Here is a 24,904-nt window from a genome sequence, read left to right on the forward strand (position 1 = left end):
AGGGAGCTTACGCCTCTCGCGGGCGAGGAAAAGGGCGCCCTGGCGTCAGGGCGCCTGCCGCTCAGGCGACGATCCGAACCGGCAGGGTCTCGTAGCCCTTCACGAAACTGGACCGCACCCGGCGTGGCTCTTCCACCACCTCAATCCGCTCGAACCGCTTGAGGATCTCCTCCCAGACGACGCGGAGCTGCATTTCCGCCAGCCGATTGCCGACGCAACGGTGGATGCCAAAACCGAAAGAGAGATGCTGACGGGGTCGCTCGCGATCGATGATGAAGCGCTCGGGCTCGGCGATCGTCTCGTCGTCGCGGTTGCCCGAGACGTACCACATGACGACCTTGTCGCCCTTCTTGATGGTCTTGCCGCCCAGTTCGAAGTCCTCGGTCGCCGTCCGGCGCATATGGGCGAGCGGCGTTTGCCAGCGGATGATCTCGGGCACCATCGAGGTGATCAGCGAGTGATCGGCGCGCAGCTTGTCATACTGTTCGGGATTCTGATTGAGGGCGTAGAGGCCGCCGGACATCGAGTTGCGGGTGGTGTCATTGCCGCCGACGATCAGCAGGATGATGTTCCCGAGATACTCGTCGGGCGTCATGTTCCTCGTAGCCTCGCCGTGCGCCAACATAGAGATCAGGTCTCCGCGCGGCGGCTCATTGACCCGCTGGTTCCAGAGCTCTGTGAACTCGGCCAAGCACTCCATGAGTTCGGCCTGACGCTCATCCTCTGTCTCGCAGATCCCGCCCGGCATCGGGATGCAGGTCGCTACGTCCGACCAGCGGGTGAGCTTGCGCCGCTCCTCGAAGGGGAAGTCGAACAGGGTCGCCAGCATCTGGGTTGTCAGTTCGATCGACACACGGTCAACCCAGTCGAAGGTCTCGCCCCTCGGCAAGGCGTCCAGGATCTTGGCCGCCCGCTCGCGGATGATCGGCTCCATCATGTGCAGGTTCGCCGGCGAGACGATCGGGCTGACCGTCTTGCGCTGCACGTCATGGCGCGGAGGATCCATGGCGATGAAGCTTGGCCTGCGCAGGTCCGGCCGCGCATCGCGAATGGTGATGCCGCCGAGCGCGGCCTCCGACGAGAAGACCCCGTGGTTGGTGTCGACCACCATGATGTCGTTGTACTTGGTGACCGACCAATAAGCCCCGAACTCGGAGTCGGCGCAGTAGTGGACGGGGTCCTCCCGCCGCAGGCGTTCGAAATAGGGCCAGTGGGTGTTGGTTCGGAACAGCTCCGGATCGCCCGGATGCATTTCCTCAAGCGGCATTGAGTAGGCGCGAGCCCGCGCTTCGTCGGCCAGCTTCATGGCGCCGTCAGCCATTCGATCCTCCCTGGTGCGGCGCCTGGTTTTCGGCTGGGAGGCCGTGACCGGCGTCGTTCAGGCGATGAAATCCCAAACGAGACGCGGTCACAACGCCTTAAAAATCCAAACTAGGTTCGGTTCGGCCTCAAGGGCGAAGCAATCGCCAAGCCGCATAGGGAGACTCTTGGTCGGCGCCGACGGGTTGGTGGCGCACGTCGAGCGCCTGATCTTCGAGTGGCTTGGCGAGCTCGGCATACACCGTCGCGGTCGAAAGCCCGAACGGCTCTCCATCTTCATTGGAGTAGGCGAACCTGACGGCGCTCACACCAGTCAGGTACATGGCCGACAGGCACATCGGGCATGGCTGCCCGCTCGCATAGACGACGCACCCGTCCAGCCGCGGGGCGCCCAGCACCTGGGCGGCCTTGCGGATCGCGGAGAGTTCGGCGTGGGCCGTCGGATCTCCCGTCGCACCGATCTCATTCACCCCCGTGGCGATCACCTCGCCGTCCTTCACGACCAGCGCGCCGAAGGGACGTCCGTCGTGGTCGCGTACATTGGCGAGCGCCAGGTCGATCGCTTGCCGCAGGAAGTGCTCCTCAGTCGCCATAGCCGCCTCCTAACCTTGCGCCCGCGCTATCTGATCCAGCACCTCCCGCGACAGGGTCATTCCTGAGGCGTCCAGGTTTTCGATCAAGTGCGCCATCCTGGTGGTCCCCACCACGGCGCACGACACATTCGGATCGGACAGCACATAGGCGAGCGCCGCCTGCGCCGCCGTCATGTCCGGGATCTGCGACAAGAACCCGAACCGCGCACCTCTGGCGACATCGGCCCGATGGTTCTTCATTGCCCGCAGCGCATACCAGACATCCCTCGGCGCGCGCAGGCGAAGGACTTGGCGATTGGCGTGCCCCATGGCCAGCGCCATCCCGGCCAGTACGCCCTTCCCCTGCCCCGTCGCCCTGGCGATCAGCGGCGCGCGTTCGGGGCGTAGGACATTGTAGTCCACCATCACCACGTCAAAGACCGGTAGGCCGACCACATGCTCGATCAGGGCCGGGTCGAAGCTGTTGACGCCCAGCGCCTGTACTAGCCCGCGGCGCTTCAGACCGCCCAACATGGCCAGCATCTTGTCATCGAGTTCAGCCGCCGCCGGTCCATGGAGCTGGAGAAGCGGCAGCGTCTCAAGGCCAAGGTTGCGCAGGCTGCGCTCGACGCTCGCCTCGATGCCCTCAAGGGAAAAATCACGGATCACACGGCGGCCGTCATGCCGCGTCCCGGCCTTGGTGGCGACCACGACCCTGTCCAGGTTCCGGCCTTTGAGCGCTCGGCCCAGTCTCGGCTCGGCCGCCCCGCCCGAATAGGCGGCGCCGGTGTCGAAGAACGTGACGCCATGGTCCAGCGCCGCATGCACCAGCTTCACGGCTTGGCGCTCGTCAAACGCCTTCTGACCCCACCAACTCGCGCAGCCGAGCCCGATCTCTGAGACGATCAGGCCGGTCTTGCCGAGCGGTCGGTAACGCATTTGAGGGACACTTCTTGGCAAGGCCCGCCCTAAGCGTAACCTACGAGCCGGGCCCACGCGTGGGCGAAGAATGGTGGGCGGCGAGGGGCTCGAACCCCCGACCCCCTGGGTGTAAACCAGGTGCTCTGACCAACTGAGCTAGCCGCCCGATCGCGCCAAAAATGGCGCGCCTATAGATAGCGAAAAGGGCGACCTCCGGGTACGGAAGCCGCCCTGAATGCTAAGACCGCTTGCACAAGCCTTAGTTCAAAGAGCCCTTCAGGCCTTCGCCGACGCGGAAACGCGCGGTCTTCGAAGCCGGACGGCTAACCGTCTCGCCGGTACGCGGGTTGCGCGCGGTGCCAGCGGCGCGGTTCACAGGCACGAAGCTGCCGAAACCGACGAGTCGAACTTCTTGTCCCGCCTTCAGCGACTCGGTGACGCTGTCGATGAACGCTTCCAGCGCGTCCTTCGCCTGCGCCTTATTCAGGCCCGCCTTATCGGCAATCGCCGTGACGAGTTCGGCCTTGGTCATTGTTTGTCTCTCCCAGCCCGTTATCTCAAACCGCGAACCTCTCGCGGAAGCGCGAGGCTGCTTCGCGTCGCGCGATTATGGCGGGCGATTCCCCCGCGTCAAACAAAGGCGGCGCGGGAAATACCCGCGCCGCCTGAATTTACCTCACTTTTCCACCGATTAGTGGGTGATGACCGCCTCGTCGCCAGCGTCATCGACCGCAACCGATACCGGCGGTTGGTCGGCTGGGTTCCAGTCGATGGGCGTCAGGGGCTGAATCAGCGCCTGCGCCAGGACTTCGTCGACGTTGGAGACCGGGATGATCTCCAGGGCTGACTTCACATTCTCAGGAATGTCAGCCAGGTCCTTCACGTTCTCCTGCGGGATCAGCACGGTCTTGACGCCTGAACGGTGGGCCGCAAGCAGCTTCTCTTTCAGACCGCCAATGGCCGTCACCCTGCCCCGCAGGGTGACCTCGCCCGTCATGGCGATGTCCTTGCGGATCGGGATGCCCGTCAGCACCGAGACGATGGCGGTGGCCATCGCCGCGCCGGCCGAGGGGCCGTCCTTTGGCGTCGCGCCGTCCGGCACGTGGATGTGCACGTCGGTCTTCTCGAAGATCGGCGGCTCGATGCCGAAGTGGGTCGCGCGGCTGCGAACATAGGAATTCGCGGCCGAGATCGACTCCTTCATCACATCCTTCAGGTTACCCGTGATGGACATGCGGCCCTTGCCGGGCATCTTGACCGCTTCGATGGTCAGGATGTCCCCGCCGAACTCGGTGTAGGCCAGGCCGGTGATGATGCCGACTTGGTCTTCCTCGTCCGTCTCGCCGTAACGATACTTCTGAACGCCCGCGTACTTGGCCAGCCGTTCGGCGTCGATGGTGATCGACTTGACGTTTTCACGCGCCAGGTCACGCACCGTCTTCCGCGCCAGGTTGCCCAACTCCCGCTCAAGCGAGCGGACGCCGGCTTCCCGGGTGTAGTAGCGGATCAGGTCGCGCACCGTTTCGGTCGGCACCACGAACTCCTCGGCCGTCAGGCCGTGGTCCTTGGTCAGCTTGGGCAGCACATGCCGCAGCGCGATCTCGACCTTCTCATCCTCGGTGTAGCCGGGGATGCGGATGATCTCCATGCGGTCCAGCAGTGGCTGGGGCATGTTCAGGCTGTTGGCCGTGGTGACGAACATCACTGGCGACAGATCGTAGTCTACTTCGAGATAGTGGTCCGCGAAGGTCGAGTTCTGCGACGGATCCAGCACTTCAAGCAGGGCCGAGGACGGGTCGCCGCGATAGTCGGAACCCATCTTGTCGATTTCATCCAGCAGGAAGAAGGCGTTGGTCGACTTGGCCTTCTTCATCGACTGGATGATCTTGCCCGGCATGGAGCCGATATAGGTCCGGCGGTGACCGCGGATCTCGGCCTCGTCACGCACCCCGCCCAGGGAGACCCGGACGAATTCACGGTTCGTGGCCTCGGCGATCGACTTGCCCAGCGAAGTCTTACCCACCCCCGGAGGACCGACGAGGCAGAGGATCGGCCCCTTCAGGGAACCGGTCCGGGCCTGCACGGCCAGGTACTCCAGGATGCGTTCCTTGACCTTCTCCAGACCATAGTGGTCGCGGTCGAGGACCTCTTCGGCCTTCACCAGGTCGATAGTCTTGGTCTTCGCCTTGCCCCACGGGATCGAGAGCAGCCAGTCGAGGTAGTTCCGCACGACGGTGGATTCCGCCGACATCGGGCTCATGTTGCGCAGCTTCTTCAGCTCCGCATCAGCCTTGGTGCGGGCTTCCTTGGTCAGCTTGGTGCGCTTGATGCGCTTTTCCAGCTCGAGCAGTTCGTCGCGTTGATCGTCCTGCTCGCCCAGCTCGCGCTGGATCGCCTTCATCTGCTCGTTGAGATAGTACTCGCGCTGGGTTTTCTCCATCTGGCGCTTCACGCGGTTACGGATTTTCTTTTCCGTCTGCATGACGCTGATCTCGCCCTCCATGAGGGCGTAGACCTTCTCCAGGCGCTTCACGACGTTGAAGACCTCAAGCAGGCTCTGCTTTTCAGCGATCTTCACCGACAGATGGCTGGCGATGCGATCGGCGAGTTCGCCGGGCGCGTCGACTTGCGGCATCGAAGCCAGGGCTTCCGGCGGCACCTTCTTGTTCAGTTTGACGTAGTTCTCGAACTGCTCGACGACCGCACGCGACAGGGCTTCGGCCTCGGCCGACGCTCCGCCGTCTTCGGAAATGAAGGCGATCTCGGCTTCGTAGAACTCTTCCTGTTCGGTGAAGCGGGAAATGCCGGCGCGAGCCTTGCCTTCCACCAACACCTTCACAGTGCCATCGGGCAGCTTCAGAAGCTGCAGAACCGTGGCGACCACACCGACGTCATAAATGGCTTCGGGCGACGGATCGTCGTCGTCCTTGTCCTTTTGGGTGGCCAGAAGGATCTGCTTGCCTTCGCCCCGCATCGCCTCTTCGAGCGCGCGTACGGATTTCTCCCGGCCCACGAAGAGCGGCACCGGTTGATGCGGGAAAACCACGATGTCCCGCAGCGGTAGAATGGGAAGGGTCTTAATCTCGGACATGATGCATTCAACTCCTGCCGGCCTGTTGGGGAGTCAGGCTCGGCCCCCGGGCCGTGGTCACATCAGACGATGCGTCTGAGTCGGACGACCCGTCCGCCTTGGTTGGCGGCTTGTTGGTTCATTTATGTGGACGCTTCTGCTGCGCATTCAAGCGTGGCGGCAAAAGGCTGCGGCGTTCTGTCTAGGAAGTGTGGCGCCCGATACTCAAGCGCCTTCCCCTTTTGCGACCTGTTCGCGAGCGTTTTTCAGCATTTCATCCAGGGCCGTGCGATCAAAGTACCGCCCTTTCAATACGATACCGTGGATCTTCCGCGTAGCGGCGATGTCGGCCAGTGGGTTCTGGTCCAGAATCAGGATGTCGGCGGTCTTGCCTGCGGCCACGGCGCCGTAGTGCTCGGTCTTGCCCAGAAACCGCGGGCCGTTGATCACGGAAGCTTGCAAAGCCTGTAGCGGCGTCAGCCCGCCGTCCACGAACACCTGAAGCTCGTCGTGCAGGCCAATACCCGGATAGTTGAACGAGTTCAGGAAGCCGGCGTCGGTGCCAGCCAGGATGGAGACCCCAGCTCCCTGCAGCAAAGGCAGGAGCGAGACGTTCTTCTCATAGATCGCGTGGCGACGGGCGATGGCGGCCGCGTCGTCCTTGGCCGCTCGCTCTACGCGCCAAGCATAGGTGCCTTTCAGGCCAGGGCCGATATAGGCGAGGTACGGATCGGCGGCGTGGTTGTCCTGGTCGAGATAGGCGGTGATGCGGCTGCCGTTCAGGGTCGGAGTGACGAAGGTTCCCCGCGCCGCCAGGCCGCGATAGGCGGCGATGGCGGTGGCTTCATCAAACGTCGCCAGGGTGCGTGCGGTGGCTTCGGCTCCGGTGATCCGGCCGGCGGCCACGTCGGCGGCGATCTGCGCCTCCTGCGGCGAACCCATTTTCAGCGCGTATCCCATGTGTTCGATCGAGCCGAGACCGGCTTGGCTCGCCTGCTCCACGGTGATCGCGGCCGGGATATGCGCCGAGGTCGTCAGCCCTCGGGCCTTCGCCTGCTTCAAAGTGTAGAGAAAGAGGTCCGGCTTCAGGGTGTTGTCGGTCACCTTCACGAAGTCCACGCGCAGGCCCTGCAGCTTGGTCAGGGCGGCGTCCACCTCGGCCTCGGTTCCAACCTCGAGGGTTCCTTTCCAGATCGGCTTGAGGCCTTCGATCTTGGGTCCGGAGCTATAGATCGTCGGTCCAAGCAGCTTGCCGGAGGCCACCTCGCCGCGCCACGCCAAGACATCCTGCGGCAGGTCGCCGGAGGCGTCGCGCACGCTCGTGACGCCATGCGCGAGGTAGAGCGGCAGGAGCGCCTTGTTCTCGCCAATCAGATCCGGCCCGCCGCCAAAGTGGACGTGATTGTCCCAGAGCCCCGGCATCACAAAGCGGCCGCCGGCCTGAACAACCTGAGACGCGGTGTAGGTCTTGCGGGCCGCTGCAGTCGGCGCCACGGCGACGATGTCCCCGCCACGCACCGCGACAGCGCTCTTGGGCGACAAGGCGCCCGTCGCCACGTCGATCACCGTCACGTCAAGGATCAGCAGATCGACCCGCTCAGCCGCCCGCGCGGCGAAGCCGCCGAGGCTGAAAGCCGTGGCGAGAGCGATGGAAAGCAGCGGACGACGACGCATGGAGGGCCTCTGGTTCGAGAATCCTCCCCCTGTTAGCGCCTCAAAGCCGCCTCGTCGCGCCGGGGCCAGCGGAATTCACGGCTATTTCGTCGCGGGCGGCCCGGCCGACGGGGCGTACATGAACGTCCCGCAAAGCTCGTTCTCGGGAGAGTTTACCGACGGCGGGCTCGCGCCGTTGAAGGCGACCAGGAACAAGGCCGGAGCGCCGCCGCTATCCACGCCTTCGTGGGTCACGATGAAGGTCGTCGGGGCCGCGCCACAGAAGCCGCCGTTGCGTGCCTGGGCGTGATCTTCCTTGGTGACGCGGAAAACGTCCAACACCGCGGCGTCGGGCACGTTGATTAGACTTGAGAAGCTCGCCTTGGTGTCGGCGTAAGGATCTGCGCCGCTGGCCGTGCCGACGCCTTCCAAACCGTAGATCTGTCCCTGCGAAAAAGCGAAACCGGCGTCCGTGGCGCTCAGGTCGCCAGTCACCCCCATCGCCGTAGTGGATATCGCATCGAACTTGCCGCGCGGAGCCGCCAGCGTTGGCGTTGGGACGCCTGCAGCCACAGGGGCGGCCACCGGCTGCGACGGGACCGGCTTGGCCGGCTCGGCCGACCGGTCGCAACCAGCCTGAAGCGCCACAACCATGGCCAGGACCGCGGCGGCGAGCACGCGCATCTAGTTCAGCTCCACATTGGCGTAGCGACCATCGAAGTCGCAGTCGAAGCTGTAGGTCACGGTCCGCGGCCCGACGTCGGCGGCGACATAGCCCTGAACCGAATAGCCGCGATTCTGCGCGCGGGCCGAGGTGATGCGGTCGATCCGCGCCCGCGAGCCATAGCGCGAGGCCTGGCTCATGGCCTCGTTCGAGCAGCTGTCGACCGCACGGCGGGAATCCCCGCTCCAGGAAGACCCGCTGCCGTTGTCGTTGTTGTTGTTCTTGGAGTTTGCCGCCAAGGCCCCGAGCAGCAGCCCGCCGATCAGCAGTCCGCCGACCACGGCGGCGGTGTTGTCCTTATCCTTGCCGCCTCCTGAGTAGCGATCCTCGACCCGGAAACGCCCACGGCATCCGCGATCCACCCAGATGCCGCGCCCGTCTTGGCCCCAGGTCTGGTTCTCAATGCATGGGCCACGATCGTTGCTGTACTGGCGATCCAGCCACACCCGGCCGCGGGTGTTCACCGAGCAGTAGTTGCGGCCATAGCCGCTGGACGAACAGTCAATGTAGGAGTCGGCTAAGGCGACCGTAGGAGGCGCCGCGCCCCATAGCCCGAGGATCGTCGCCGTAATCATCAAGCCGACGCGCATGGTGGTCTCCGCTAACGCTGATCAACACCCTAACGCGAACATCCTTACGTTGAGAATAGACCTTGTCATCGGCGCCCAATCGAACTCACATCATGGGAGAGCTGGGCGAGGTTTCCACATGCGGCACGGTTTGCTTACGAGCGCCATCCTGGGGCTGACTCTCTTGGCCGGATCGGCGGGAGCACAGACCTTTGACGCGGCCGTCAAGCGGGGCGCCCTGAAAGTCTGCATCGTCGAGACCGCTCCCTACGCGATCAAGACCCCCCGCGGACACTGGATCGGCCACGAGGTCGATGTCGCCAAGCGTTTGAGCTCAGACTTCAATCTGACCCCTGAATTCGTGCCGGTCACCTATGAGGACATGATGGGCCGACTGGCGAAGGGGGACTGCGACCTGATCGCCGCCTCCCTGGCCATCGAGCCTGATCGCCTGCGCCAGGCCTGGTTTACCCGTCCCTATGGCGAGAGCGAGGTCAGCATCGTCACCGCCGGCGCCCACAAGCTCGCCGATCTGGACAAGGCCGGGACGATCATCGGCGCCGTGGCGGGCACGCCGGCCGCCGACTTGGCCAAGGCCCGGCTGCCGCTCGCCACCATCGAGATCTTCCCAGACCTGATCGCCGCCGAGCGGGCGCTGGAGTCCGGGGCGGTCATGGGCCTGGCATACAAGGCGCCCATCCCGCGCCTGATCGCGGCGAAAAGCCCTGAGAAATATATCGTGGTCGCCGGCGACCCGCTAGCGGGCACGGCCGACGCCTTTGCGATCCGAAAGGGAGACGCCGACCTGCTCAACCTGCTCGATGGCTGGATCGAGGCGCGCCGCAGCGACGGCTTCCTGGCGCGAACAGACCGCTATTGGCTGACGACGCTGGACTGGATGGAACGGATGAAGCCGCGCGCGCCCGCCGCCCCCGCGAAATAGCCGCGGCCTAGTCGCTCTTGGCTGCGGTCGATCTGATCGTCACGGCCCCTATCAGACCCGCCGCAGCCGCCGCCATCGCGGCGACCTTCATGGCCGCCTCGTAGCCTTGGGCCAGGCCCGACGCCGCGCCGTCGCCTGCGCCCATCGCCAGCACAAATCCGGCAAGCGCCACCGCCGCCAACCCGCCGATCCTGGCCGTCGCATTGTTCACACCCGACGCCGCCCCCTCATAGGCGGCCGGGGCGGCGCCCAGCACCGCATCCGTCAACGGCGCGACAGCGACGCCCATTCCGACGGCCAATAGGGTCAGGCCGGGGAAGACTCCGCTCCAGTAGCTGGCCTCACCGGCCCTGACAGCGAGCAGCACGAAGCCTCCGGCCGCCAGCAACGGACCGACGGTCAGCATCAGGCGAACGCCGACCCGCGCGGTCATCGCCCCGGCCAACGGCGACAGAACCGCCAGCCCGATAGAGAGCGGCAGCAAGGCGGCGCCTGCACTGGCGGCGGCGTAGCCATGGACGTCGATCAACTGGAACGGCAGCAGGAACAATGCGCCGCCGAACGCGGCGTAGAGCAGGAAAGTCAGACCGTTCGCCCCGGCGAATGTCGCCGAGCTGAACAGCGAGAGCGGAACCATCGGGCTCTCGGCTCGGCGCTCGATCACGACGAAGGCCGCCAAGGCCCCGACGCCCAGCAGCAAGCCGGCGATCACCGGCTCGGCGGTGAAGCCGCGCGCCGGCGCTTCGGTGAGGCTCCAGGTGATGGCGGCCAAGCCCAAGGTGACGCTCAAGGCGCCGGCCCAGTCGATCGGCCCGGCCTGGGGCGCCTTACTCTCGCGCGCACCGGCCAGGATGAACCCGATCGCCAGCGCCGCCAGCGGCAGATTGATCAGGAAAACGGCCCGCCAGCTCACCGTGTCAGTCAGCCAACCGCCCAGCACCGGTCCGATGGCGCTCATCAGCCCCCCTGCCCCCGCCCATATGCCGATCGCCTTGGCGCGGCCCTCCTTGTCGAAGGATGCTCCGAGAATGGCCAGGCTGGCGGGAACGAGCATCGCGGCCCCAACGCCCTGAAGCGCTCGCGATGCGATCAGCAGGTGCAGGCTTGGCGCCAGGCCGCAGAGGGCTGAGGCGCACGAGAAGATGATCACCCCGACTACGAACACGCTGCGGCGGCCATAGCGGTCCGCCGCCGCCCCGCCCGCCAGGACCAGGGCGCCGAGAAAGAGCAGATAGGCGTTCATGATCCACTGCGCTGAGGCGGCGTCGCCGCCAAGCTCCCGCTGGATGACGGGCAGTGTCAGATTGACCGCTGAGCCGTCGATGAACGCCAGGCTCGACCCCAGGACCGTTCCGATCAGGACCAGCGGCCCCTTCGCCGCGCCCGTGCGTCCCTCCGTCGTCGCGACCACGCCGCGGTCGCAAGGCGGGGCGACGTAGGTCATCGTGGATCACGCAAAGAAAAAGGCCCCACGGAACCGGTCCGTGGGGCCTTGATCATGTTCAGACGTCCCGGCTCTTAAGCCGCGCCGCCCTTGTCTCGACGCTCGGCATAGATGACCAACGGCTGAGCGCGGCCCTCTACGACCTCGGCGTTGACGACGATCTCTTCGACCCCGTCATAGGTCGGCAGCTCGTACATGGTGTCGAGCAGGATGCCTTCCAGGATCGAACGCAGGCCGCGCGCGCCGGTCTTGCGGATGATGGCCTTGCGGGCCACCGCGTTGAGCGCGTCGTCGGTGAAGGTCAGGCCGACATTCTCCATGTCGAACAGACGCTGGTATTGCTTCACGAAGGCGTTCTTCGGCTCGGTGAGGATCTTCACCAGGGCCGGTTCGTCCAGGTCGTCCAGGGTGGCGATCACCGGCAGACGGCCAACAAATTCCGGGATCAGGCCAAAGCGCAGCAGATCGTCCGGCTCCACCTGGCGGAAGACTTCGCCCGTGCGGCGTTCGTCCGGGTCCGACACCTTCGCGCCGAAACCGATCGAGGTGCCTTGACCGCGCGCCGAGATGATCTTCTCGAGCCCGGCGAAGGCGCCGCCGCAGATGAACAGGATGTTGGTGGTGTCGACCTGCAGGAATTCCTGCTGCGGATGCTTGCGCCCGCCCTGCGGCGGCACGGAGGCGACGGTGCCTTCCATGATCTTCAGCAGCGCCTGCTGGACGCCCTCGCCCGACACGTCGCGGGTGATCGAGGGGTTGTCCGACTTGCGGCTGATCTTGTCGACTTCGTCGATGTAGACGATGCCGCGCTGAGCCCGCTCGACATTGTAGTCGGCGGCCTGGAGCAGCTTCAGGATAATATTTTCGACATCTTCGCCGACATAGCCGGCTTCGGTCAGGGTCGTGGCGTCAGCGACCGTGAACGGAACATCGATGATTCGGGCCAGGGTCTGGGCCAGCAGCGTCTTGCCGGTCCCGGTCGGGCCGATGAGCAGGATGTTCGCCTTGCCCAGTTCGACGTCGTTATTCTTCGTCGCGTGGTTCAGACGCTTGTAGTGGTTGTGAACGGCGACCGACAGCACCTTCTTGGCGTGGTCTTGGCCGATCACGTAATCGTCGAGAACTTCGCGGATCTCTTTGGGCGTTGGCACGCCGTCCTTAGACTTCACGAAGGAAATCTTGTGTTCTTCGCGGATGATATCCATGCACAGCTCTACGCATTCATCACAGATGAACACGGTCGGGCCCGCAATTAACTTGCGGACCTCATGCTGGCTCTTGCCGCAGAAAGAGCAATAAAGAGTGCTCTTGGAGTCCCCGCTTGCGGCCTTGGTCATGGTCGTTTCTCACTCTCTCGACGACATCGACGCATTATCGTCATCGCTCGGCCCGGAGGCGTCCCTGAACGCCATCAATACAGGATACGCGCCCGGGGTTGTCTAATCCTTGACATTCCCCGATCCGAGACACGATCACAAGCCTTCGCCGGTGCTCAGTGACAAATGGTGTCGCGGCGCCCGATGGCGAGCCTATCCGAATCTCTAGATGGGAACCGGTTAAAGCGGTGCAAGTGAGCTGTCGCTGATGTCGCACCGGCTCCTCCCCAAAGGCCGAAACGGCGTCGCGAGGCTTGGCTTGAAGTTGACACACGCGCCGGGGCGGCGTGTTGGGGGTAGTATGGCCAGGCGAAATCTACGGCGCATAGGAGCCTCGCCCATCGAATCCTTGAACGAACACATCGAGGACGCGGGCGTCGTCGCCTTCGACTTCGACGGCACTCTAACGGTTCGCGACAGTTTCACCGCCTTCCTGAAGTGGCGAGCGGGCCCGGCCCGCTACAATCGCGGCCTGGTCAAGCTGATCCCCGCCGCGATCTCCTATCTCGGCCACCGCAACCGCGGGCGGATCAAGGCCGCGGCGGTGCGCGAGTACCTGACCGGCGTGCCGCGCGAGCAGTTGGAGGCCGAGGCGCGCCAGTTCGCCGAGATCATGGCCCCTCGCCTGCTGCGGCCGGACGCGGTCCGCACTTGGCGGCGCTGGGATCAACGCCGGGCCAAGCTGGTGATCGTCACCGCCTCGCCTGACATCGTCGTCGCGCCATTTGCGCGCGGGCTGGGCGCCGACCTGCTGATCGGCACCGAACTGGCCTTCGACGAGCATGATCGCGTGGCGGGCGGTTTCGTGGGCGCGAACTGCCGGGGGCCGGAGAAGGTCCGCCGGCTGCAGGCGGTGTTTGGCCCCGACATCCATCTGGCGGCCGCCTATGGCGACACCAGCGGGGATCGTGAGATGCTGGCGATAGCCGACGAGGCTGGCTACCAGGTCTTCAAGGAAAAGCCCTGACATAGCTGGCTCGGTCACCTCGATGACGGAGCACGACACGCCCATGATCACCGGCCCCCAGATCACCGCCGCCCGCGCCCTGACCGGCGTCAGCCAGACCAAGCTGTCCATCCGCTCTGGCCTGGACCTGGCCGCGATCCGCCGCCTGGAGGCCAAGCGCGCCGTCCACAGTGAGGACAATGAGGCCCTGATGGCGGCCCGGCGGGCGCTGGAGGAGCTGGGCGCGGTGTTTATCGATGAGAGCGGCGGCTTTGGCGCCGGCGTCCGCCTGAAGTTCAGCCGCAGCCAGGCCCGCGCGATCGGCGCCTGGGAAGGCGAAGGCGGCGTTCCGGCCGACGACGACGTCCAGTAAGGATGCGCTTTCGTGTCCAGAAGCTGATCCGCGACCGTCTGCCCGCCATCATGCGCGCCCAAGGGCTGCAGGTCTTCGACCGCCGGCTGAATGCTGCCGAGTTCATCGCCGCGCTCAAGGACAAGCTGGTCGAAGAGGCGCAGGAGGTCGGCGCGGCCACCGGCCGGGCCGACCTCATCGACGAACTTGCGGACGTCATGGAGGTGATCGCCGCCCTGGCCGAGGCGAGCGGCGTGACGCCGGGCGAGATCGAGGCGCGCCGGCGGGCCAAACGAGCTGAACGCGGCGGCTTTGATGAGCGCGTCTTCAACGCCGCCGTGGAAGCGCGCGACGGATTGCCGGCCGCCGAATACTATCTGGCGCGGCCGATGCAGTATCCCCGCGAGGATTGAGCCACAGCATGAAGCACGCGGGTCCGCAGGCTTTGGACGGGCTGGAGCCCCTGATCGCCCAACTGCGCACGCTTCCGGGCATGGTCGAAAAGAAGCGCGGCGTCTTCTACCGCAAGTCCAAGGCCTTCCTGCACTTTCATGAAGACCCAGCCGGGCTGTTCGCCGACCTACGCGCGGCCGAGGGCGGGGACTTCGACCGCTATGACGTCAGCCTGCCGGCCGCGCGCCAGGCGCTGATCGCCATCGTCGCCGCTCGCCTCAAGGCCTAGCCGACCAAGGCTCGACCTGCCCAATGATCGTCAGCGGCCGGTCGCTGACGACCGCGTCCAGCACCCCTCGCCAAATCTCGGCGTTCGTCAGCCATCGCGAGGCGCCATCGGCTACCTTGAACCCAAGAACCACCTGCCGGAGCCGACAATCGGCAAGGTCGGCGGCCACAGCGGCGGCCCGCTCCAGGCGATCAGGATGCGCCGGGTCGGCGGTGGCGCTGCCCAGGACCTGGAACAGGCGCCCCTGCACCTGCTCGGCAAGCAGCCGGGGCGCGGCGATTTTCAGGGTGTGGAACCAGGCGATGGCCAGATCCACCGGCCCTGAACGCTCGACAGCAGCGGTGAGCGCAGCGGCGAACGCCTGCTGGTCATGATAGTCGCAATCGAAGCCGGACTCGCCAAACGCCTGCGAGGCCCGGCGCGACAAAAGCGAAAGGCGCCCGCCGTCGCTGGCGAGCGCCTCCACAAGTTCTGAAAGCATGCCTGTGCCGCCCACCACCAGGATGTGCGCCGGCATCGGCCTTAGTCGTCCGAGCGCGTCTCGTAGACGTGGTCGACGAGGCCCCACTCCTTGGCTTCCTCAGCGGTCATGAAGGTGTCGCGGTCGAGCTTTTCCTCGACCTCGTCATAGGTCCGGCCGGTGTGCTTGGCGTAGATTTCGTTCAAGCGGCGCTTGGTCTTGATGATGTCCTCGGCGTGGCGCTCGATATCGGAGGCCTTGCCCGAGTAGCCGCCCGACGGCTGGTGGACCATGATGCGGGCGTTGGGCAGCGAGATGCGCGAGCCCTTTTCACCGGCCATCAGCAGGAACGAGCCCATCGACGCGGCCATGCCCATGCAGAGCGTCACCACCGGCGACTTGATGTATTGCATGGTGTCGTAGATCGCGAGGCCCGACGTCACCACTCCACCAGGGGAGTTAATGTACATCTGGATCTCTTTCTTGGGGTTCTCGGCTTCGAGATAGAGCAGCTGGGCGCAGATGAGCGCCGACATGCCGTCCTCGACCGGACCGTTCAGGAAGATCACCCGTTCCTTCAGCAGGCGGGAGAAAATATCGAAGGCGCGTTCGCCGCGGCTGGTTTGCTCCACGACCATGGGCACCAGGTTCAGCGCGGTGATCTGCGGGTCACGCATAGAAGAAAGCCTCTCTGGATTGGTCGACTCTGCGCGCAGAGCCGCGTTCCCCACCGATATCGCGTGGCGGAGGGGCCAACGCAAGGTGACCGATGGTCCTAAAGAAAATCCCTCCCCTGTTCGGGGAGGGATTCTGATGGTTCGGCAGACGTTTTTTGACGCTTAGGCGCCGTAGCCGTCCGGCATGTCGTCTTCCTTGAGCAGGTCTTCTTTGGAAACCTTCTCGTCGGTCACGGTGGCCTTGTTGACGATCAGGTCGACAACCTTGTCCTCGAAGATCGGGGCGCGAAGCTGAGCCTGCATGTTCGGGTTCTGACGGAACATGTCGAAGATCTGCTGGGCTTGCTGGCCGTAGCGCATGGCTTCGGCGCGCATGGCTTCCAGCAGTTCCTGCTCGGTGACCTGCACTTCGTTGGCGCGGCCGATCTCAGCGAGGACCAGGCCGAGGCGCACGCGGCGCTCGGCGATCTTGCGGTACTCGGTCTGCAGCTGGTCGTCCGACTTCTCGGAATCTTCCGGCGGCAGGCCGCCACGTTCCTTGTCCTGCTGAACTTGCTGCCAGATGGCGGCGAACTCAGCTTCCACCATCTTCGGCGGCAGCGGGTAGTCGGGGCGCTCGTCGAGCACGTCCAGCAGAGCGCGCTTCAGCTTGAAGCGCGAGGCGCCGGCGTACTGCGACTCCAGGTTCGTCTTCAGCAGTTCCTTGAGCTTATCGAGGCTCTCGATGCCCAGGCGCTCGGCCATGGCGTCATCGATCTTCGATTCCACCGGGGCGCGGACTTCCTTCACCGTGGTGGTGAACTCGGCGTCCTTGCCGGCCAGGTTGGCGGCTTGGTAGTCGGCGGGGAAAGCCACCTTCACGATGACTTCGTCGCCGGCCTTGGCGCCGACCAGTTGTTCTTCAAAGCCCGGGATGAACTGACCCGAACCGAGCACCAGCTCCGAATCGGTGGCCGTGCCGCCTTGGAACGCTTCGCCGTCGATGCGACCGACGAAGTCGATCACGATCTGGTCGCCGTCCTTGGCCTTCACCGACTTGCCGGTGCGCGGCTCGTAGGTGAGGTTTTGCTTGCCGAGCTCTTCGACGGCCTCTTCGACTTCAGCGTCGGTCGGCTCGTAAACCGGACGCGTCAGCGCGATCTTGGTCAAATCGGTCGGCTCGAAGTCCGGCATGATTTCGACAGCGATCTCGTAGGAGAGGTCGGCCTTGCCGTCGATCACCTGGGCGATGTCGCCCTCGGGCTTCAGGTCAGGCTCGCCCGCAGGGCGCAGCTTGTTGTCTTCCAGCACCTTCTGGGTGGTCTCGGTGATGGTTTGCTCCACCACTTCGGCCATCAGAGCCTTACCGTGCAGGCGACGGACGTGGGCGGCCGGAACCTTGCCAGGACGGAAGCCCTTGATGTTGAGCTGCGGCGTGATCTCGACGATCCGCGCCTCAAGCCGTTCGTTAAGGTCCGCGACCGGGACGGTCACGCCGTAGACGCGGCTCAGGCCTTCGCCAGACTTTTCAACGATCTGCATCGACATTCTCGAAATTCCGGAGTGCGGCGCTACCTCGCGCCAGCAGATCCGCCCTAGGGGTGAAACGATGGTCGCCGCCGAACAAGCGGCGGCGAGCGGGCGCTCTTATGTCATTTCGCACGCGCCAGTCCAAGCGCAAAGACGGCGCTTTCCGACGGTGTTTCCGAACCCTAGGCTCCAAGCACGGCTTCGGAAAGCGAGCTTTATGACCCAGTCCATCGCAAAGACGGACCCGACGCGCGGACAAGCGTTCAACGACCTCGACGTCGCCAGGGCCTATGCGAATCGCGCGCCCTACCCTCCGGAGCTCTTCCGCCGCCTTGGCGAACTCGCCCCGAACCGCAACCGTGCGCTGGATCTCGGCTGTGGTCCGGGCAAACTGGCCCGGCCGCTGGCAGACATGTTCGCAAAGGTCGAGGCCGTTGATCCAGCCACCCCGATGATCGCCGTCGGGCGCGAGTTGGACGCCGGCGCCCATGCAAATATCGGATGGTGTCGACGGCCGAAGCCGCGCCGCTTTCCGGGCCATATGATCTGGTCGTGGCGGGCGTCAGCATCCACTGGATGGACCACGAGGTCCTGTTCCCCCGGCTTTGCACGGAGATGGCCGAAGGCGGCGTTATGGTCATCGTCGGCGGCGACGAGGCCAGCGATCCGCCCTGGGCGCGCGAGTGGCCCGAGCTGATGCGTCGATGGATAAGCCGTATGGGCGGGACCTATGACCGCCAGACCTTCGCCGCCGAAGCCAGCGCGCACGAAGCCTGGATGACAATCACGGCGCGCGAGACGATCGCCTCGACCGTCACCCAATCTATCGAGGCGTTCATCGACGCCGAGCACTCCAGGGGAACCTGGACACGCCGCAAGATGGGACCTGCGCGTAGCGCCGAATTCGACGCCGACCTGCGCGCGCTGCTGACGCCGCATGCGCAAGACGGCTTCCTCACCTACCAGGTGCGGAACCAACTCACCGTCGGCGCGCCGAAGCCGGCGCCGTCTGTTTGATGATTGGTGCGGGCGAGAGGACTCGAACCTCCACGCCTTACGGCGCTAGAACCTAAATCTAGTGCGTCTACCAGTTCCGCCACGCCCGCGTTCCGAGGGCCACATAGGATGTAGCGCCCCTCGAAAGCAAGTCACCGATCGAGCCTGTTGCCAAAAGGCGCGACGGGACGCCCGTCAGGACTGGAGCAACTCCAAGGCCAGCGGGATCAGCGAGGCCACCAGCAACAGCGCCATGACGATGTTGAAGCCGCGCAGCACGGCCGGCTTGTCCAGGAACCGGCGCAGGCCGACTCCGAACCCGGTCCAGCTCATCACGCACGGCAGGTTGATGGCCACGAAGATCAGGGAGACCGCCACGATATTCGCCACGTAGTGCTCGCGGGGCGCGTAGGCGGTGACCGCGCCGAGCGCCATCGCCCAGGCCTTGGGGTTCACCCACTGGAAGGCCGCCGCTTGGAGGAACGTCTGCGGCTTGCCCGAGCCGCCGCTGGTCGCCATCCCCTTCGAGGTCGCGATCTTCCAGGCCAGCCACAGCAGATAGAGCCCACCGGCCACCGACAGCACGTCGTGCAGCTCAGGATAGGCCGAGAACAAACCGCCCAGGCCAAGTCCGACCGCGACAACCAGCACGAAGAAGCCGCCGCTGACGCCCAGCAGATGCGGAATACTGGCCCGGAAGCCGAAATTGGCGCCCGACGCCATCAGCATGGTGTTGTTCGGGCCAGGCGTGATCGAGGAGACGAAGGCGAAGAGCGCCAGCGCGGCCAGGAGTTCGGGAGTAAGCGCGGTCATGGAGGTTCCTGAAGGAAGTCTCCGACGCAAGATCAGGGGCCCTGAAAGCAAAAACCCCCGCCGTCGCCGGAAGGGGTTTTGGAAAGATCGTCGGGTTTGCCTGCCCCTAGACCTCGACGCCCCCCAGTGCGCGCATAATCGCCCGCCCGATGAATACCGGGCGGCCAATAGCCTGAAGAACGGCTGCGCGTTGGAAGTTCGACGTCATGTCGCCGGCCGCGTATCACGCGCCGCCGAGCTTGGCCACAGCCCTAGATATCCCGCCCCTCGTACAGGCGACGCAGGATGCTGGGCGCTAGTCCAGGCAAATCCTCGGCGATAAGGCCTGGCCCATGCAGGTCGGCGGCTTCGGAGTGGATCCAGGCCGCGGCGCAGGCCGCCTCGAAGCTTTCCATGCCCTGGGCGATGAGCGAGCCGATGAAGCCGGCCAACACGTCGCCGGAGCCGGCGGTGGCCAGCCAAGGGGAACCATGGGCGTTCACGCACACTCGGCCGTCGGGCGCGGCGATGACGGTGTCGCCCCCCTTCAGCAGGATGATCGCATCGGCGCGCCCGGCGGCGCGCCTGGCCGCAGTGATCCGGTCCGGGGCGTCCTTCAGGACGCCGGGGAACAACCGCTCGAACTCGCCGGCGTGCGGGGTCAGCACGTCATCGACGTCGAGCACCGAGAAGAGCTCCTCCGGATCGTCCCGAAACACGGTGATGGCGTCGGCGTCGAGCACGAGGGCCGCGCCCGTGCGGGCCAGAGCCAGCACATTGACCAGGGTGTTCTCGGTCACCCCGGCTGCCGGACCGATCACCGCGGCGTCCACATCGGCCGCGAGCTGTTCCAGTTCCGCCTCGGTGTCGAACCCGCGCAGCATGATGGCTTCCAGGTGGCCGGCGTTGACCGACAGAGCTTCGGTGGGAGACAGCAGGGTCACTACTCCCGCCCCCAGCCGCAGACCCGCCCGCGCCGACAGCCGCGCCGCGCCGGTGCTCCAGGCCTCGCCCGAGATCACCACCAGCCGGCCCCGCGCATGCTTGTGCGAGAGCCCGGTGGGCCACGGGAAATTGGAGAGCCAGAGTTCGGGGCCGTTCTCCACTAGGTCTCCGCCCGTCTCCTCCAGGCCAATGTCGGCGACGATCACCTCGCCGCACAGGCTGCGGCCCGGCAGGAGCACGTGGGCGGGCTTCTTGGCGTGGAAGGTGACGGTCAGGCCGGCGCGCACCACCGGCCCTTGCGGCGCGCCGGTGTCGCCGGGCAGGCCGCTGGGCACATCTATAGCCACAACCGTCTCCGGTTGCCCGGCGAGCCGAGCGGCGATCGCCGCCGCCTCCCCGTTCAACGGGTGAGAAAGGCCCGCGCCATACATGGCGTCGACGAACAATCGCGCATGCAACGGGCCGTCGAAGGGCGTAAGGCCGCCATCCCAACCTGCGGCCGCGGCTTGAGCATCAGGGGTTTCCGGCGCGGCGAGCGCCCTCACCTCCACCGGCCATCCGCGCGCCTTCAGCAGTCGCGCGACGACATAGCCGTCGCCGCCATTGTTGCCTGGGCCGCACAGCACCGCCACGGGCCGGACGGAAAACCGCTCGACGATAGCGTCAGCCACCGCGGCCCCGGCCCGCTCCATCAGTTCGGAGCCGGGCGTTCCGGCGACGATCGCGGCCTGGTCGGCGGCGGCGATCTCAGCGACCGTGTGAATCCTGCGCGCGGGCACGGCCGCTCCTTACGATGAAACTAGAGTACGCCGGTGGAGGCCTCACGCCCCCGCTCCACCAAGGCCAAGCCATCGGTCCTGACTTCCAGCGTCGAGATAGAGGCGTGGTCGGGGCGGAAGACCAGAACGCGCTCATCGCTGTCCAGATGCGACATGACCGCATTGATAGCTACGTAGTGGGAAAACACTGCGGTCCCGCCACGGGCCTCCAGTGATTGCACCATGTCGCTGCGCCAGACCTCGTAATCCAGATCCCCTTGGACATCCTTCCACTTGCCTTGGAAGACCGCCCGCAGCCAGGCTGGCCGCTCTGCTGCGTCAAGGCCGGCCGGTGTCGGAATTTCGCCGACCGCGGCGTCGATTTCCAGATCAACGCCCAGGGCCTCCGCCGTCGGCATGGCGGTCTCGCGGCAACGCCGCAGCGGAGAACTGACCACCCGCCGGGGGCGATCAGCTTCCGGCAACGACATCAGGTAATCCCGCGCCGCCTCGGCTTGCGTCTTGCCGGTCTCATCGAGGCCGGGGTCCTCGTCGGCTTCGCCCCAAACGGCGGCCGGCTTGCCATGGCGGATCAGGTAGAGACGGGACATCAGTTCAATCCGGTACAAATATGTTGCGCGCGCCGTCCTCGGAGCGTCCGACGGTTCCGGTCCGGCCCACCGCCTCGCTCGCCTCCAGGCCGCGAAGCGTCGCTTCATCGGTCGGAGTGTTGGCGATAAAGCGGCGGCCTTCCGAATCGCGGCCGACGACGATGCCCATCATGTAGCCCTCGCGGCCGTGAACGACCGTGTAGGTTTCTATTGTGGCCGCACCTTTTGGCTGTTCGATGACAACGGGATGCGGCAGGGCGTCGATCTGGGCCTGGATCAGCTTCGGATCCTGACGCTCGAATGGGCCCTTGAGCGGCGTGGTCGAATAGACGCCGGTCGATTGCTTGGTCAGGAACCAGCCGTTGGCGGTGATCAGGCCATAGGACCCGGGATCATCGCGCAGCCGCTGCATCATCACGGCGATGGAATGCATGGCGTAGTTGTTGCCCGGCCCGCCCATGTACGGAAGGCCGCCGGTGACGGTGAGACCGCGCGGGTCGTCCAGGTCCAGGCCCAGTTCCTCGGCCCCGATCTCCACGGCGATGGGGAAGCAAGAATAGATGTCGATATGGCCGATATCGGCCAGCGAGACATCCGCCATTTCCAGCGCCCGCTTGCCGGTAAGCCGCATAGCCGGGCTGGAATGGAAGTCCTGGCGGTCGATTGGGTACCACAGGTCCGAGGCGTCGGCGCAGCCGTGCAGATAGACCAGCCTGTCCTCCGGCACGCCCAGTTCGCGGGCCTTCGCAAGGCTCGTCACCAGGACACCGGCCGACTGATCGACCTCCATGATGGCGTTCAGGTACTTGGTGTAGGGAAAGCCGACCATGCGGTTGCGATCGGTGACCTCGACCAGTTCCTCCGCCGAACGCTCGATCGGGAACCAGGCGTCCGGGTTCTTGGCCGCCACCTGGGTGAAGGGCGCGAACAACTCGCCCAACCGCTTCTGGTGATCGGGGATCGAGCGACCGTCGCGGGCGCGCAGGGCGTTCTCAAACAGCGGATAGCAGTTGATCGGACGACCGATGCCGTGGGCGTTCTCGTAGGGCGTGGTGCCGGGGCGCGGATCGCCGATGCGCTGCGGCTCGGGCAGGTCTTCGGCGTCATCCCAGTCGGCGAAGCCTAGCCCACGCTGCAGGCGCTTTGTCGCCGAGCCCAGGAACTCGCAACCCACGACCAAGGCGAACTGCGTTTCGCCCTTGGCGATCCGCTCGCAAGCCGTGTTCACGAGCTGCTGCGGGCTGTTTCCGCCCATGTGCGAATAGACCGCGTAGGCCGGATCGGCGCCCAACCGCTTCGCAAGCGTCGCGGGGGGATTGGTGGAGTGCGGCACCAGCCGCCCGCCCCCAGGTGCGTCGATCGTGAAACCCACCACAGCCAAGGTGTCGATGCCGGCCAACGCCTCCGGCTTCAGCCCGGCGTCGAGGGCGGCCCGTTCCGCCGCAATCTTCAGCAACGCGGTGGGAGATGGCGAAGCGCCGGGCTCGCCGCGATAGGTGAATTGCCCTGCTCCGATAAGAACCGGTGTCCTGTCGTCCATTTTCCGTCCCCTCCCGGCCTTCGTCCGACGCCAAAGATGGGCGTCAGACGAAGTGGGCTATGCGTTTGCGGCGCTGGTCGCTATTTGGGCGCCTTGTGACTAAAATTACGGCATTAACATCATCGCACGCTCCCGCGACGGAACCGCAAGCCCCTCCCTCTTGTCGCCCGCTGCTGGAGCGTGCTCGTAGCCCCGAACCGCAGGGGCGGCGTCGCACGAGTGAAACCTGGTCATGAAAAAGATCGAAGCCATCATCAAGCCGTTCAAGCTCGACGAGGTGAAGGAAGCCCTGCAGGAGCTGGGCGTTCAAGGCATGACCGTGATCGAAGCCAAGGGCTATGGCCGCCAGAAGGGCCATACCGAGCTCTATCGTGGGGCCGAATACGTCGTCGACTTCCTGCCCAAGATCAAAATCGAGGTGGTTGTCTCGGACGATCAGCTTGAGCCCGCCCTCGAATCCATCGTAGGCGCGGCCCGTACCGGTCGCATCGGCGACGGAAAGATCTTCGTTTCGGAAATTACCGACGTCCTGCGCATCCGCACCGGCGAGACCGGCGCCGCGGCCGTCTGAATCAAGGCTATCGAGACTTCTTCAAGGGGATAAGACCAATGGCTAGCGCCCAGGACATTCTGAACGAGATCAAGGAAAAGGACGTCAAGTACGTCGACGTGCGCTTCACCGACATTCGCGGTCGGATGCAGCACGTAACCTTCGATATCGATCTGGTGGACGAGGAATTCCTGACCGACGGCACGATGTTCGACGGTTCGTCGATCGCGGGCTGGAAGGCGATCAACGAAAGCGACATGAAGCTGCGTCCCGACCTGGACACGGCCTATATCGACCCCTTCTACCAGCAGACCACGCTTTGCCTGTTCTGCGACATCGTGAACCCCGACACGGGCACCCCCTACAACCGCGACCCGCGTTCGATCGCCAAGGCGGCGCTGAACTACGTGAAGTCGGCCGGTATCGGCGACACCGTGTTCTTCGGCCCTGAAGCCGAGTTCTTCATCTTCGACGACGTGCGCTGGTCCACCGACCCGCACAACACCGGCTATTCCTACGACTCGACCGAACTGCCGGCCAACACCGGCAAGGCGTACGCCGAAGGCAACATGGGCCACCGCCCGGGTCCTAAGGGCGGCTACTTCCCGGTCAACCCGGTCGACTCGGCGCAAGACCTGCGCGGCGAAATGCTGGCCGTCATGGGCGAGCTCGGCATGAAGCCGGAAAAGCACCACCACGAAGTGGCGCCGGCCCAGCACGAACTCGGCCTGAAGTTCGACACCATGATCGTCATGGCCGACCGGATGCAGCTCTATAAGTACGTGATCCACAACGTGGCCGCGGCCTACGGCAAGTCGGCGACCTTCATGGCCAAGCCGATGTTCGCAGACAACGGTTCGGGCATGCACGTGCACCAGTCGATCTGGGCCGACGGCAAGCCGCTGTTCGCTGGCGACAAGTACGCCGGCCTGTCGCAGATGTGCCTGTGGTACATCGGCGGCATCATCAAGCACGCCAAGGCCATCAACGCCTTCTCGAACTCGACCACCAACTCCTACAAGCGTCTGGTGCCCGGCTACGAAGCCCCGGTGAAGCTGGCCTACTCGGCCCGCAACCGTTCGGCCTCGATCCGCATCCCGCACGTCGACTCGCCGAAGGCCAAGCGCATCGAAGCCCGCTTCCCGGACCCGATGGGCAACCCCTACCTGACCTTCGTGGCCCTGCTGATGGCCGGCCTGGACGGCATCATCAACCAGATCGACCCGGGCGCGGCCCAGGACAAGAACCTGTACGACCTGCCGCCCCGCGAGCAGAAGAAGGTTCCGGAAGTCTGCGGCTCGCTGCGTGAAGCTCTGGAAAACCTCGACAAGGACCGCGGCTTCCTGAAGGCCGGCGGCGTCATGGACGACGACTTCATCGACGCCTACATCGAGCTGAAGATGCAGGAAGTCATGCGCTTGCAACTGCATCCGCACCCGGTCGAATTCGACATGTACTATTCCTGCTAATCGAAACCGCCTGAGGCGATTTCAG

General features: G+C 65.2%; 25 protein-coding genes, 2 tRNA genes and 1 pseudogene. 9 read left to right on the forward strand and 19 right to left on the reverse strand.

All coding sequences use genetic code 11. The features are described 5' to 3' along the window. Positions 1 to 61: 61 nt before the first annotated feature. The 9 genes from Q8M13_RS10190 to Q8M13_RS10230 all read right to left on the reverse strand — a co-directional run bounded on the left by Q8M13_RS10190 (position 62) and on the right by Q8M13_RS10230 (position 8,850). Complete coding sequence (locus Q8M13_RS10190) at positions 62 to 1,321, reverse strand: cytochrome P450 (protein WP_305299848.1); 1,260 nt, start codon at positions 1,319 to 1,321, stop codon at positions 62 to 64. Positions 1,322 to 1,448: 127 nt separating this feature from the next. Then, on the reverse strand, positions 1,449 to 1,913 hold the full coding sequence (locus Q8M13_RS10195; RefSeq protein ID WP_305299849.1) for a nucleoside deaminase: 465 nt from the start codon (positions 1,911 to 1,913) through the stop codon (positions 1,449 to 1,451). Positions 1,914 to 1,922: 9 nt separating this feature from the next. Beyond that, on the reverse strand, positions 1,923 to 2,831 hold the full coding sequence (locus Q8M13_RS10200) for an aldo/keto reductase (RefSeq protein ID WP_305299850.1): 909 nt from the start codon (positions 2,829 to 2,831) through the stop codon (positions 1,923 to 1,925). Between the two features lie 71 nt (positions 2,832 to 2,902). After that, positions 2,903 to 2,979, reverse strand: a tRNA-Val gene (locus Q8M13_RS10205). A 93-nt stretch (positions 2,980 to 3,072) separates the two neighbouring features. Then, positions 3,073 to 3,345, reverse strand: a complete 273-nt coding sequence (locus Q8M13_RS10210) for an HU family DNA-binding protein (RefSeq protein WP_305299851.1) — start codon at positions 3,343 to 3,345, stop codon at positions 3,073 to 3,075. A 159-nt stretch (positions 3,346 to 3,504) separates the two neighbouring features. Next, positions 3,505 to 5,904 carry an endopeptidase La gene (lon, locus tag Q8M13_RS10215; protein WP_305299852.1) on the reverse strand — a complete coding sequence of 800 codons (2,400 nt, stop codon included), beginning with the start codon at positions 5,902 to 5,904 and terminating at the stop codon, positions 3,505 to 3,507. Positions 5,905 to 6,108: 204 nt separating this feature from the next. After that, the gene (locus Q8M13_RS10220; protein WP_305299853.1) at positions 6,109 to 7,557 is read right to left on the reverse strand and encodes an amidohydrolase family protein; all 1,449 of its coding nucleotides are present in this window, start codon (positions 7,555 to 7,557) and stop codon (positions 6,109 to 6,111) included. A gap of 81 nt (positions 7,558 to 7,638) precedes the next feature. Continuing rightward, positions 7,639 to 8,220: a hypothetical protein gene (locus Q8M13_RS10225; protein ID WP_305299854.1), complete on the reverse strand. Its 582-nt coding sequence runs from the start codon at positions 8,218 to 8,220 to the stop codon at positions 7,639 to 7,641. Further along, the gene (locus tag Q8M13_RS10230) at positions 8,221 to 8,850 is read right to left on the reverse strand and encodes a DUF3011 domain-containing protein (RefSeq protein ID WP_305299855.1); all 630 of its coding nucleotides are present in this window, start codon (positions 8,848 to 8,850) and stop codon (positions 8,221 to 8,223) included. It abuts the gene before it with no gap. A 118-nt stretch (positions 8,851 to 8,968) separates the two neighbouring features. Here Q8M13_RS10230 and Q8M13_RS10235 point away from each other — a divergent pair, with 118 nt between their 5' ends. After that, the gene (locus Q8M13_RS10235; RefSeq protein ID WP_305299856.1) at positions 8,969 to 9,772 is read left to right on the forward strand and encodes an ABC transporter substrate-binding protein; all 804 of its coding nucleotides are present in this window, start codon (positions 8,969 to 8,971) and stop codon (positions 9,770 to 9,772) included. Positions 9,773 to 9,779: 7 nt separating this feature from the next. Here Q8M13_RS10235 and Q8M13_RS10240 read toward each other — a convergent pair whose 3' ends face one another. Both Q8M13_RS10240 and clpX read right to left on the reverse strand, forming a co-directional pair. After that, a complete protein-coding gene (locus tag Q8M13_RS10240) occupies positions 9,780 to 11,216 on the reverse strand; it encodes a DHA2 family efflux MFS transporter permease subunit (protein WP_305299857.1) in 1,437 nt (478 codons plus the stop codon). A gap of 74 nt (positions 11,217 to 11,290) precedes the next feature. Beyond that, positions 11,291 to 12,553: an ATP-dependent Clp protease ATP-binding subunit ClpX gene (clpX, locus tag Q8M13_RS10245; protein ID WP_056734559.1), complete on the reverse strand. Its 1,263-nt coding sequence runs from the start codon at positions 12,551 to 12,553 to the stop codon at positions 11,291 to 11,293. A 340-nt stretch (positions 12,554 to 12,893) separates the two neighbouring features. On the opposite strand from clpX, the gene Q8M13_RS10250 reads away from it, so the two are divergent. From Q8M13_RS10250 to Q8M13_RS10265, 4 genes are read left to right on the forward strand one after another with little or no spacing between them, the layout of a single operon-like run. Further along, the gene (locus tag Q8M13_RS10250) at positions 12,894 to 13,559 is read left to right on the forward strand and encodes an HAD-IB family hydrolase (protein ID WP_370870019.1); all 666 of its coding nucleotides are present in this window, start codon (positions 12,894 to 12,896) and stop codon (positions 13,557 to 13,559) included. A gap of 43 nt (positions 13,560 to 13,602) precedes the next feature. Further along, entirely contained in the window at positions 13,603 to 13,911 is a 309-nt protein-coding gene (locus Q8M13_RS10255; RefSeq protein ID WP_305299858.1) for a hypothetical protein, read from the forward strand. A gap of 2 nt (positions 13,912 to 13,913) precedes the next feature. Further along, positions 13,914 to 14,303: a nucleoside triphosphate pyrophosphohydrolase gene (locus tag Q8M13_RS10260; protein WP_305299859.1), complete on the forward strand. Its 390-nt coding sequence runs from the start codon at positions 13,914 to 13,916 to the stop codon at positions 14,301 to 14,303. An 8-nt stretch (positions 14,304 to 14,311) separates the two neighbouring features. Further along, a complete protein-coding gene (locus Q8M13_RS10265; protein ID WP_305299860.1) occupies positions 14,312 to 14,572 on the forward strand; it encodes a hypothetical protein in 261 nt (86 codons plus the stop codon). On the opposite strand, the gene Q8M13_RS10270 is transcribed toward Q8M13_RS10265, so the two are convergent. The 3 genes from Q8M13_RS10270 to tig all read right to left on the reverse strand — a co-directional run bounded on the left by Q8M13_RS10270 (position 14,562) and on the right by tig (position 17,230). After that, on the reverse strand, positions 14,562 to 15,089 hold the full coding sequence (locus Q8M13_RS10270) for a hypothetical protein (protein WP_305299861.1): 528 nt from the start codon (positions 15,087 to 15,089) through the stop codon (positions 14,562 to 14,564). The two genes, Q8M13_RS10265 and Q8M13_RS10270, sit on opposite strands and share 11 nt — an antisense overlap. A gap of 5 nt (positions 15,090 to 15,094) precedes the next feature. Beyond that, a complete protein-coding gene (locus tag Q8M13_RS10275; RefSeq protein ID WP_305299862.1) occupies positions 15,095 to 15,709 on the reverse strand; it encodes an ATP-dependent Clp protease proteolytic subunit in 615 nt (204 codons plus the stop codon). Positions 15,710 to 15,871: 162 nt separating this feature from the next. Next, on the reverse strand, positions 15,872 to 17,230 hold the full coding sequence (tig, locus tag Q8M13_RS10280; protein ID WP_305299863.1) for a trigger factor: 1,359 nt from the start codon (positions 17,228 to 17,230) through the stop codon (positions 15,872 to 15,874). A 205-nt stretch (positions 17,231 to 17,435) separates the two neighbouring features. Between tig and Q8M13_RS21030 the strand changes: the two are divergent. Next, positions 17,436 to 17,690: pseudogene (locus tag Q8M13_RS21030) on the forward strand (class I SAM-dependent methyltransferase); the annotation flags it as partial. 29 nt (positions 17,691 to 17,719) lie between these two features. Beyond that, a complete protein-coding gene (locus tag Q8M13_RS10285) occupies positions 17,720 to 18,235 on the forward strand; it encodes a hypothetical protein (RefSeq protein ID WP_305299864.1) in 516 nt (171 codons plus the stop codon). A gap of 4 nt (positions 18,236 to 18,239) precedes the next feature. Here the strand turns inward: Q8M13_RS10285 and Q8M13_RS10290 are convergent. The 5 genes from Q8M13_RS10290 to Q8M13_RS10310 form a co-directional block, all read right to left on the reverse strand. Beyond that, positions 18,240 to 18,324: transfer RNA gene (locus tag Q8M13_RS10290), tRNA-Leu, on the reverse strand. An 85-nt stretch (positions 18,325 to 18,409) separates the two neighbouring features. Continuing rightward, the gene (locus Q8M13_RS10295; RefSeq protein ID WP_305299865.1) at positions 18,410 to 19,027 is read right to left on the reverse strand and encodes a LysE family translocator; all 618 of its coding nucleotides are present in this window, start codon (positions 19,025 to 19,027) and stop codon (positions 18,410 to 18,412) included. Positions 19,028 to 19,278: 251 nt separating this feature from the next. Next, positions 19,279 to 20,730, reverse strand: a complete 1,452-nt coding sequence (locus Q8M13_RS10300) for an NAD(P)H-hydrate dehydratase (RefSeq protein ID WP_305299866.1) — start codon at positions 20,728 to 20,730, stop codon at positions 19,279 to 19,281. Positions 20,731 to 20,750: 20 nt separating this feature from the next. Continuing rightward, positions 20,751 to 21,320 (reverse strand): histidine phosphatase family protein, encoded by a 570-nt coding sequence (locus tag Q8M13_RS10305; protein ID WP_305299867.1) that lies wholly within the window; start codon positions 21,318 to 21,320, stop codon positions 20,751 to 20,753. 4 nt (positions 21,321 to 21,324) lie between these two features. Next, the gene (locus Q8M13_RS10310; RefSeq protein WP_305299868.1) at positions 21,325 to 22,860 is read right to left on the reverse strand and encodes an acetyl-CoA acetyltransferase; all 1,536 of its coding nucleotides are present in this window, start codon (positions 22,858 to 22,860) and stop codon (positions 21,325 to 21,327) included. Positions 22,861 to 23,092: 232 nt separating this feature from the next. On the opposite strand from Q8M13_RS10310, the gene Q8M13_RS10315 reads away from it, so the two are divergent. Further along, positions 23,093 to 23,431, forward strand: coding sequence for a P-II family nitrogen regulator (locus Q8M13_RS10315; protein WP_304806654.1), 339 nt, complete (start codon positions 23,093 to 23,095; stop codon positions 23,429 to 23,431). Between the two features lie 38 nt (positions 23,432 to 23,469). Further along, complete coding sequence (gene glnA / locus Q8M13_RS10320) at positions 23,470 to 24,879, forward strand: type I glutamate--ammonia ligase (RefSeq protein WP_305299869.1); 1,410 nt, start codon at positions 23,470 to 23,472, stop codon at positions 24,877 to 24,879. Positions 24,880 to 24,904: the final 25 nt, after the last annotated feature.

This window comes from Phenylobacterium sp. (assembly GCF_030681155.1).
GTDB lineage: Bacteria > Pseudomonadota > Alphaproteobacteria > Caulobacterales > Caulobacteraceae > Phenylobacterium.

What these genes read in the sequence shown, in the direction of transcription:
- Q8M13_RS10190 (WP_305299848.1), bottom strand. Translation starts at nt 1,321, where the DNA reads ATGGCTGACGGCGCCATGAAGCTGGCCGACGAAGCGCGGGCTCGCGCC.
- Q8M13_RS10195 (WP_305299849.1), bottom strand. Translation starts at nt 1,913, where the DNA reads ATGGCGACTGAGGAGCACTTCCTGCGGCAAGCGATCGACCTGGCGCTC.
- Q8M13_RS10200 (WP_305299850.1), bottom strand. Translation starts at nt 2,831, where the DNA reads ATGCGTTACCGACCGCTCGGCAAGACCGGCCTGATCGTCTCAGAGATC.
- Q8M13_RS10210 (WP_305299851.1), bottom strand. Translation starts at nt 3,345, where the DNA reads ATGACCAAGGCCGAACTCGTCACGGCGATTGCCGATAAGGCGGGCCTG.
- lon (WP_305299852.1), bottom strand. Translation starts at nt 5,904, where the DNA reads ATGTCCGAGATTAAGACCCTTCCCATTCTACCGCTGCGGGACATCGTG.
- Q8M13_RS10220 (WP_305299853.1), bottom strand. Translation starts at nt 7,557, where the DNA reads ATGCGTCGTCGTCCGCTGCTTTCCATCGCTCTCGCCACGGCTTTCAGC.
- Q8M13_RS10225 (WP_305299854.1), bottom strand. Translation starts at nt 8,220, where the DNA reads ATGCGCGTGCTCGCCGCCGCGGTCCTGGCCATGGTTGTGGCGCTTCAG.
- Q8M13_RS10230 (WP_305299855.1), bottom strand. Translation starts at nt 8,850, where the DNA reads ATGCGCGTCGGCTTGATGATTACGGCGACGATCCTCGGGCTATGGGGC.
- Q8M13_RS10235 (WP_305299856.1), top strand. Translation starts at nt 8,969, where the DNA reads ATGCGGCACGGTTTGCTTACGAGCGCCATCCTGGGGCTGACTCTCTTG.
- Q8M13_RS10240 (WP_305299857.1), bottom strand. Translation starts at nt 11,216, where the DNA reads ATGACCTACGTCGCCCCGCCTTGCGACCGCGGCGTGGTCGCGACGACG.
- clpX (WP_056734559.1), bottom strand. Translation starts at nt 12,553, where the DNA reads ATGACCAAGGCCGCAAGCGGGGACTCCAAGAGCACTCTTTATTGCTCT.
- Q8M13_RS10250 (WP_370870019.1), top strand. Translation starts at nt 12,894, where the DNA reads ATGGCCAGGCGAAATCTACGGCGCATAGGAGCCTCGCCCATCGAATCC.
- Q8M13_RS10255 (WP_305299858.1), top strand. Translation starts at nt 13,603, where the DNA reads ATGATCACCGGCCCCCAGATCACCGCCGCCCGCGCCCTGACCGGCGTC.
- Q8M13_RS10260 (WP_305299859.1), top strand. Translation starts at nt 13,914, where the DNA reads ATGCGCTTTCGTGTCCAGAAGCTGATCCGCGACCGTCTGCCCGCCATC.
- Q8M13_RS10265 (WP_305299860.1), top strand. Translation starts at nt 14,312, where the DNA reads ATGAAGCACGCGGGTCCGCAGGCTTTGGACGGGCTGGAGCCCCTGATC.
- Q8M13_RS10270 (WP_305299861.1), bottom strand. Translation starts at nt 15,089, where the DNA reads ATGCCGGCGCACATCCTGGTGGTGGGCGGCACAGGCATGCTTTCAGAA.
- Q8M13_RS10275 (WP_305299862.1), bottom strand. Translation starts at nt 15,709, where the DNA reads ATGCGTGACCCGCAGATCACCGCGCTGAACCTGGTGCCCATGGTCGTG.
- tig (WP_305299863.1), bottom strand. Translation starts at nt 17,230, where the DNA reads ATGCAGATCGTTGAAAAGTCTGGCGAAGGCCTGAGCCGCGTCTACGGC.
- Q8M13_RS10285 (WP_305299864.1), top strand. Translation starts at nt 17,720, where the DNA reads ATGGTGTCGACGGCCGAAGCCGCGCCGCTTTCCGGGCCATATGATCTG.
- Q8M13_RS10295 (WP_305299865.1), bottom strand. Translation starts at nt 19,027, where the DNA reads ATGACCGCGCTTACTCCCGAACTCCTGGCCGCGCTGGCGCTCTTCGCC.
- Q8M13_RS10305 (WP_305299867.1), bottom strand. Translation starts at nt 21,320, where the DNA reads ATGTCCCGTCTCTACCTGATCCGCCATGGCAAGCCGGCCGCCGTTTGG.
- Q8M13_RS10310 (WP_305299868.1), bottom strand. Translation starts at nt 22,860, where the DNA reads ATGGACGACAGGACACCGGTTCTTATCGGAGCAGGGCAATTCACCTAT.
- Q8M13_RS10315 (WP_304806654.1), top strand. Translation starts at nt 23,093, where the DNA reads ATGAAAAAGATCGAAGCCATCATCAAGCCGTTCAAGCTCGACGAGGTG.
- glnA (WP_305299869.1), top strand. Translation starts at nt 23,470, where the DNA reads ATGGCTAGCGCCCAGGACATTCTGAACGAGATCAAGGAAAAGGACGTC.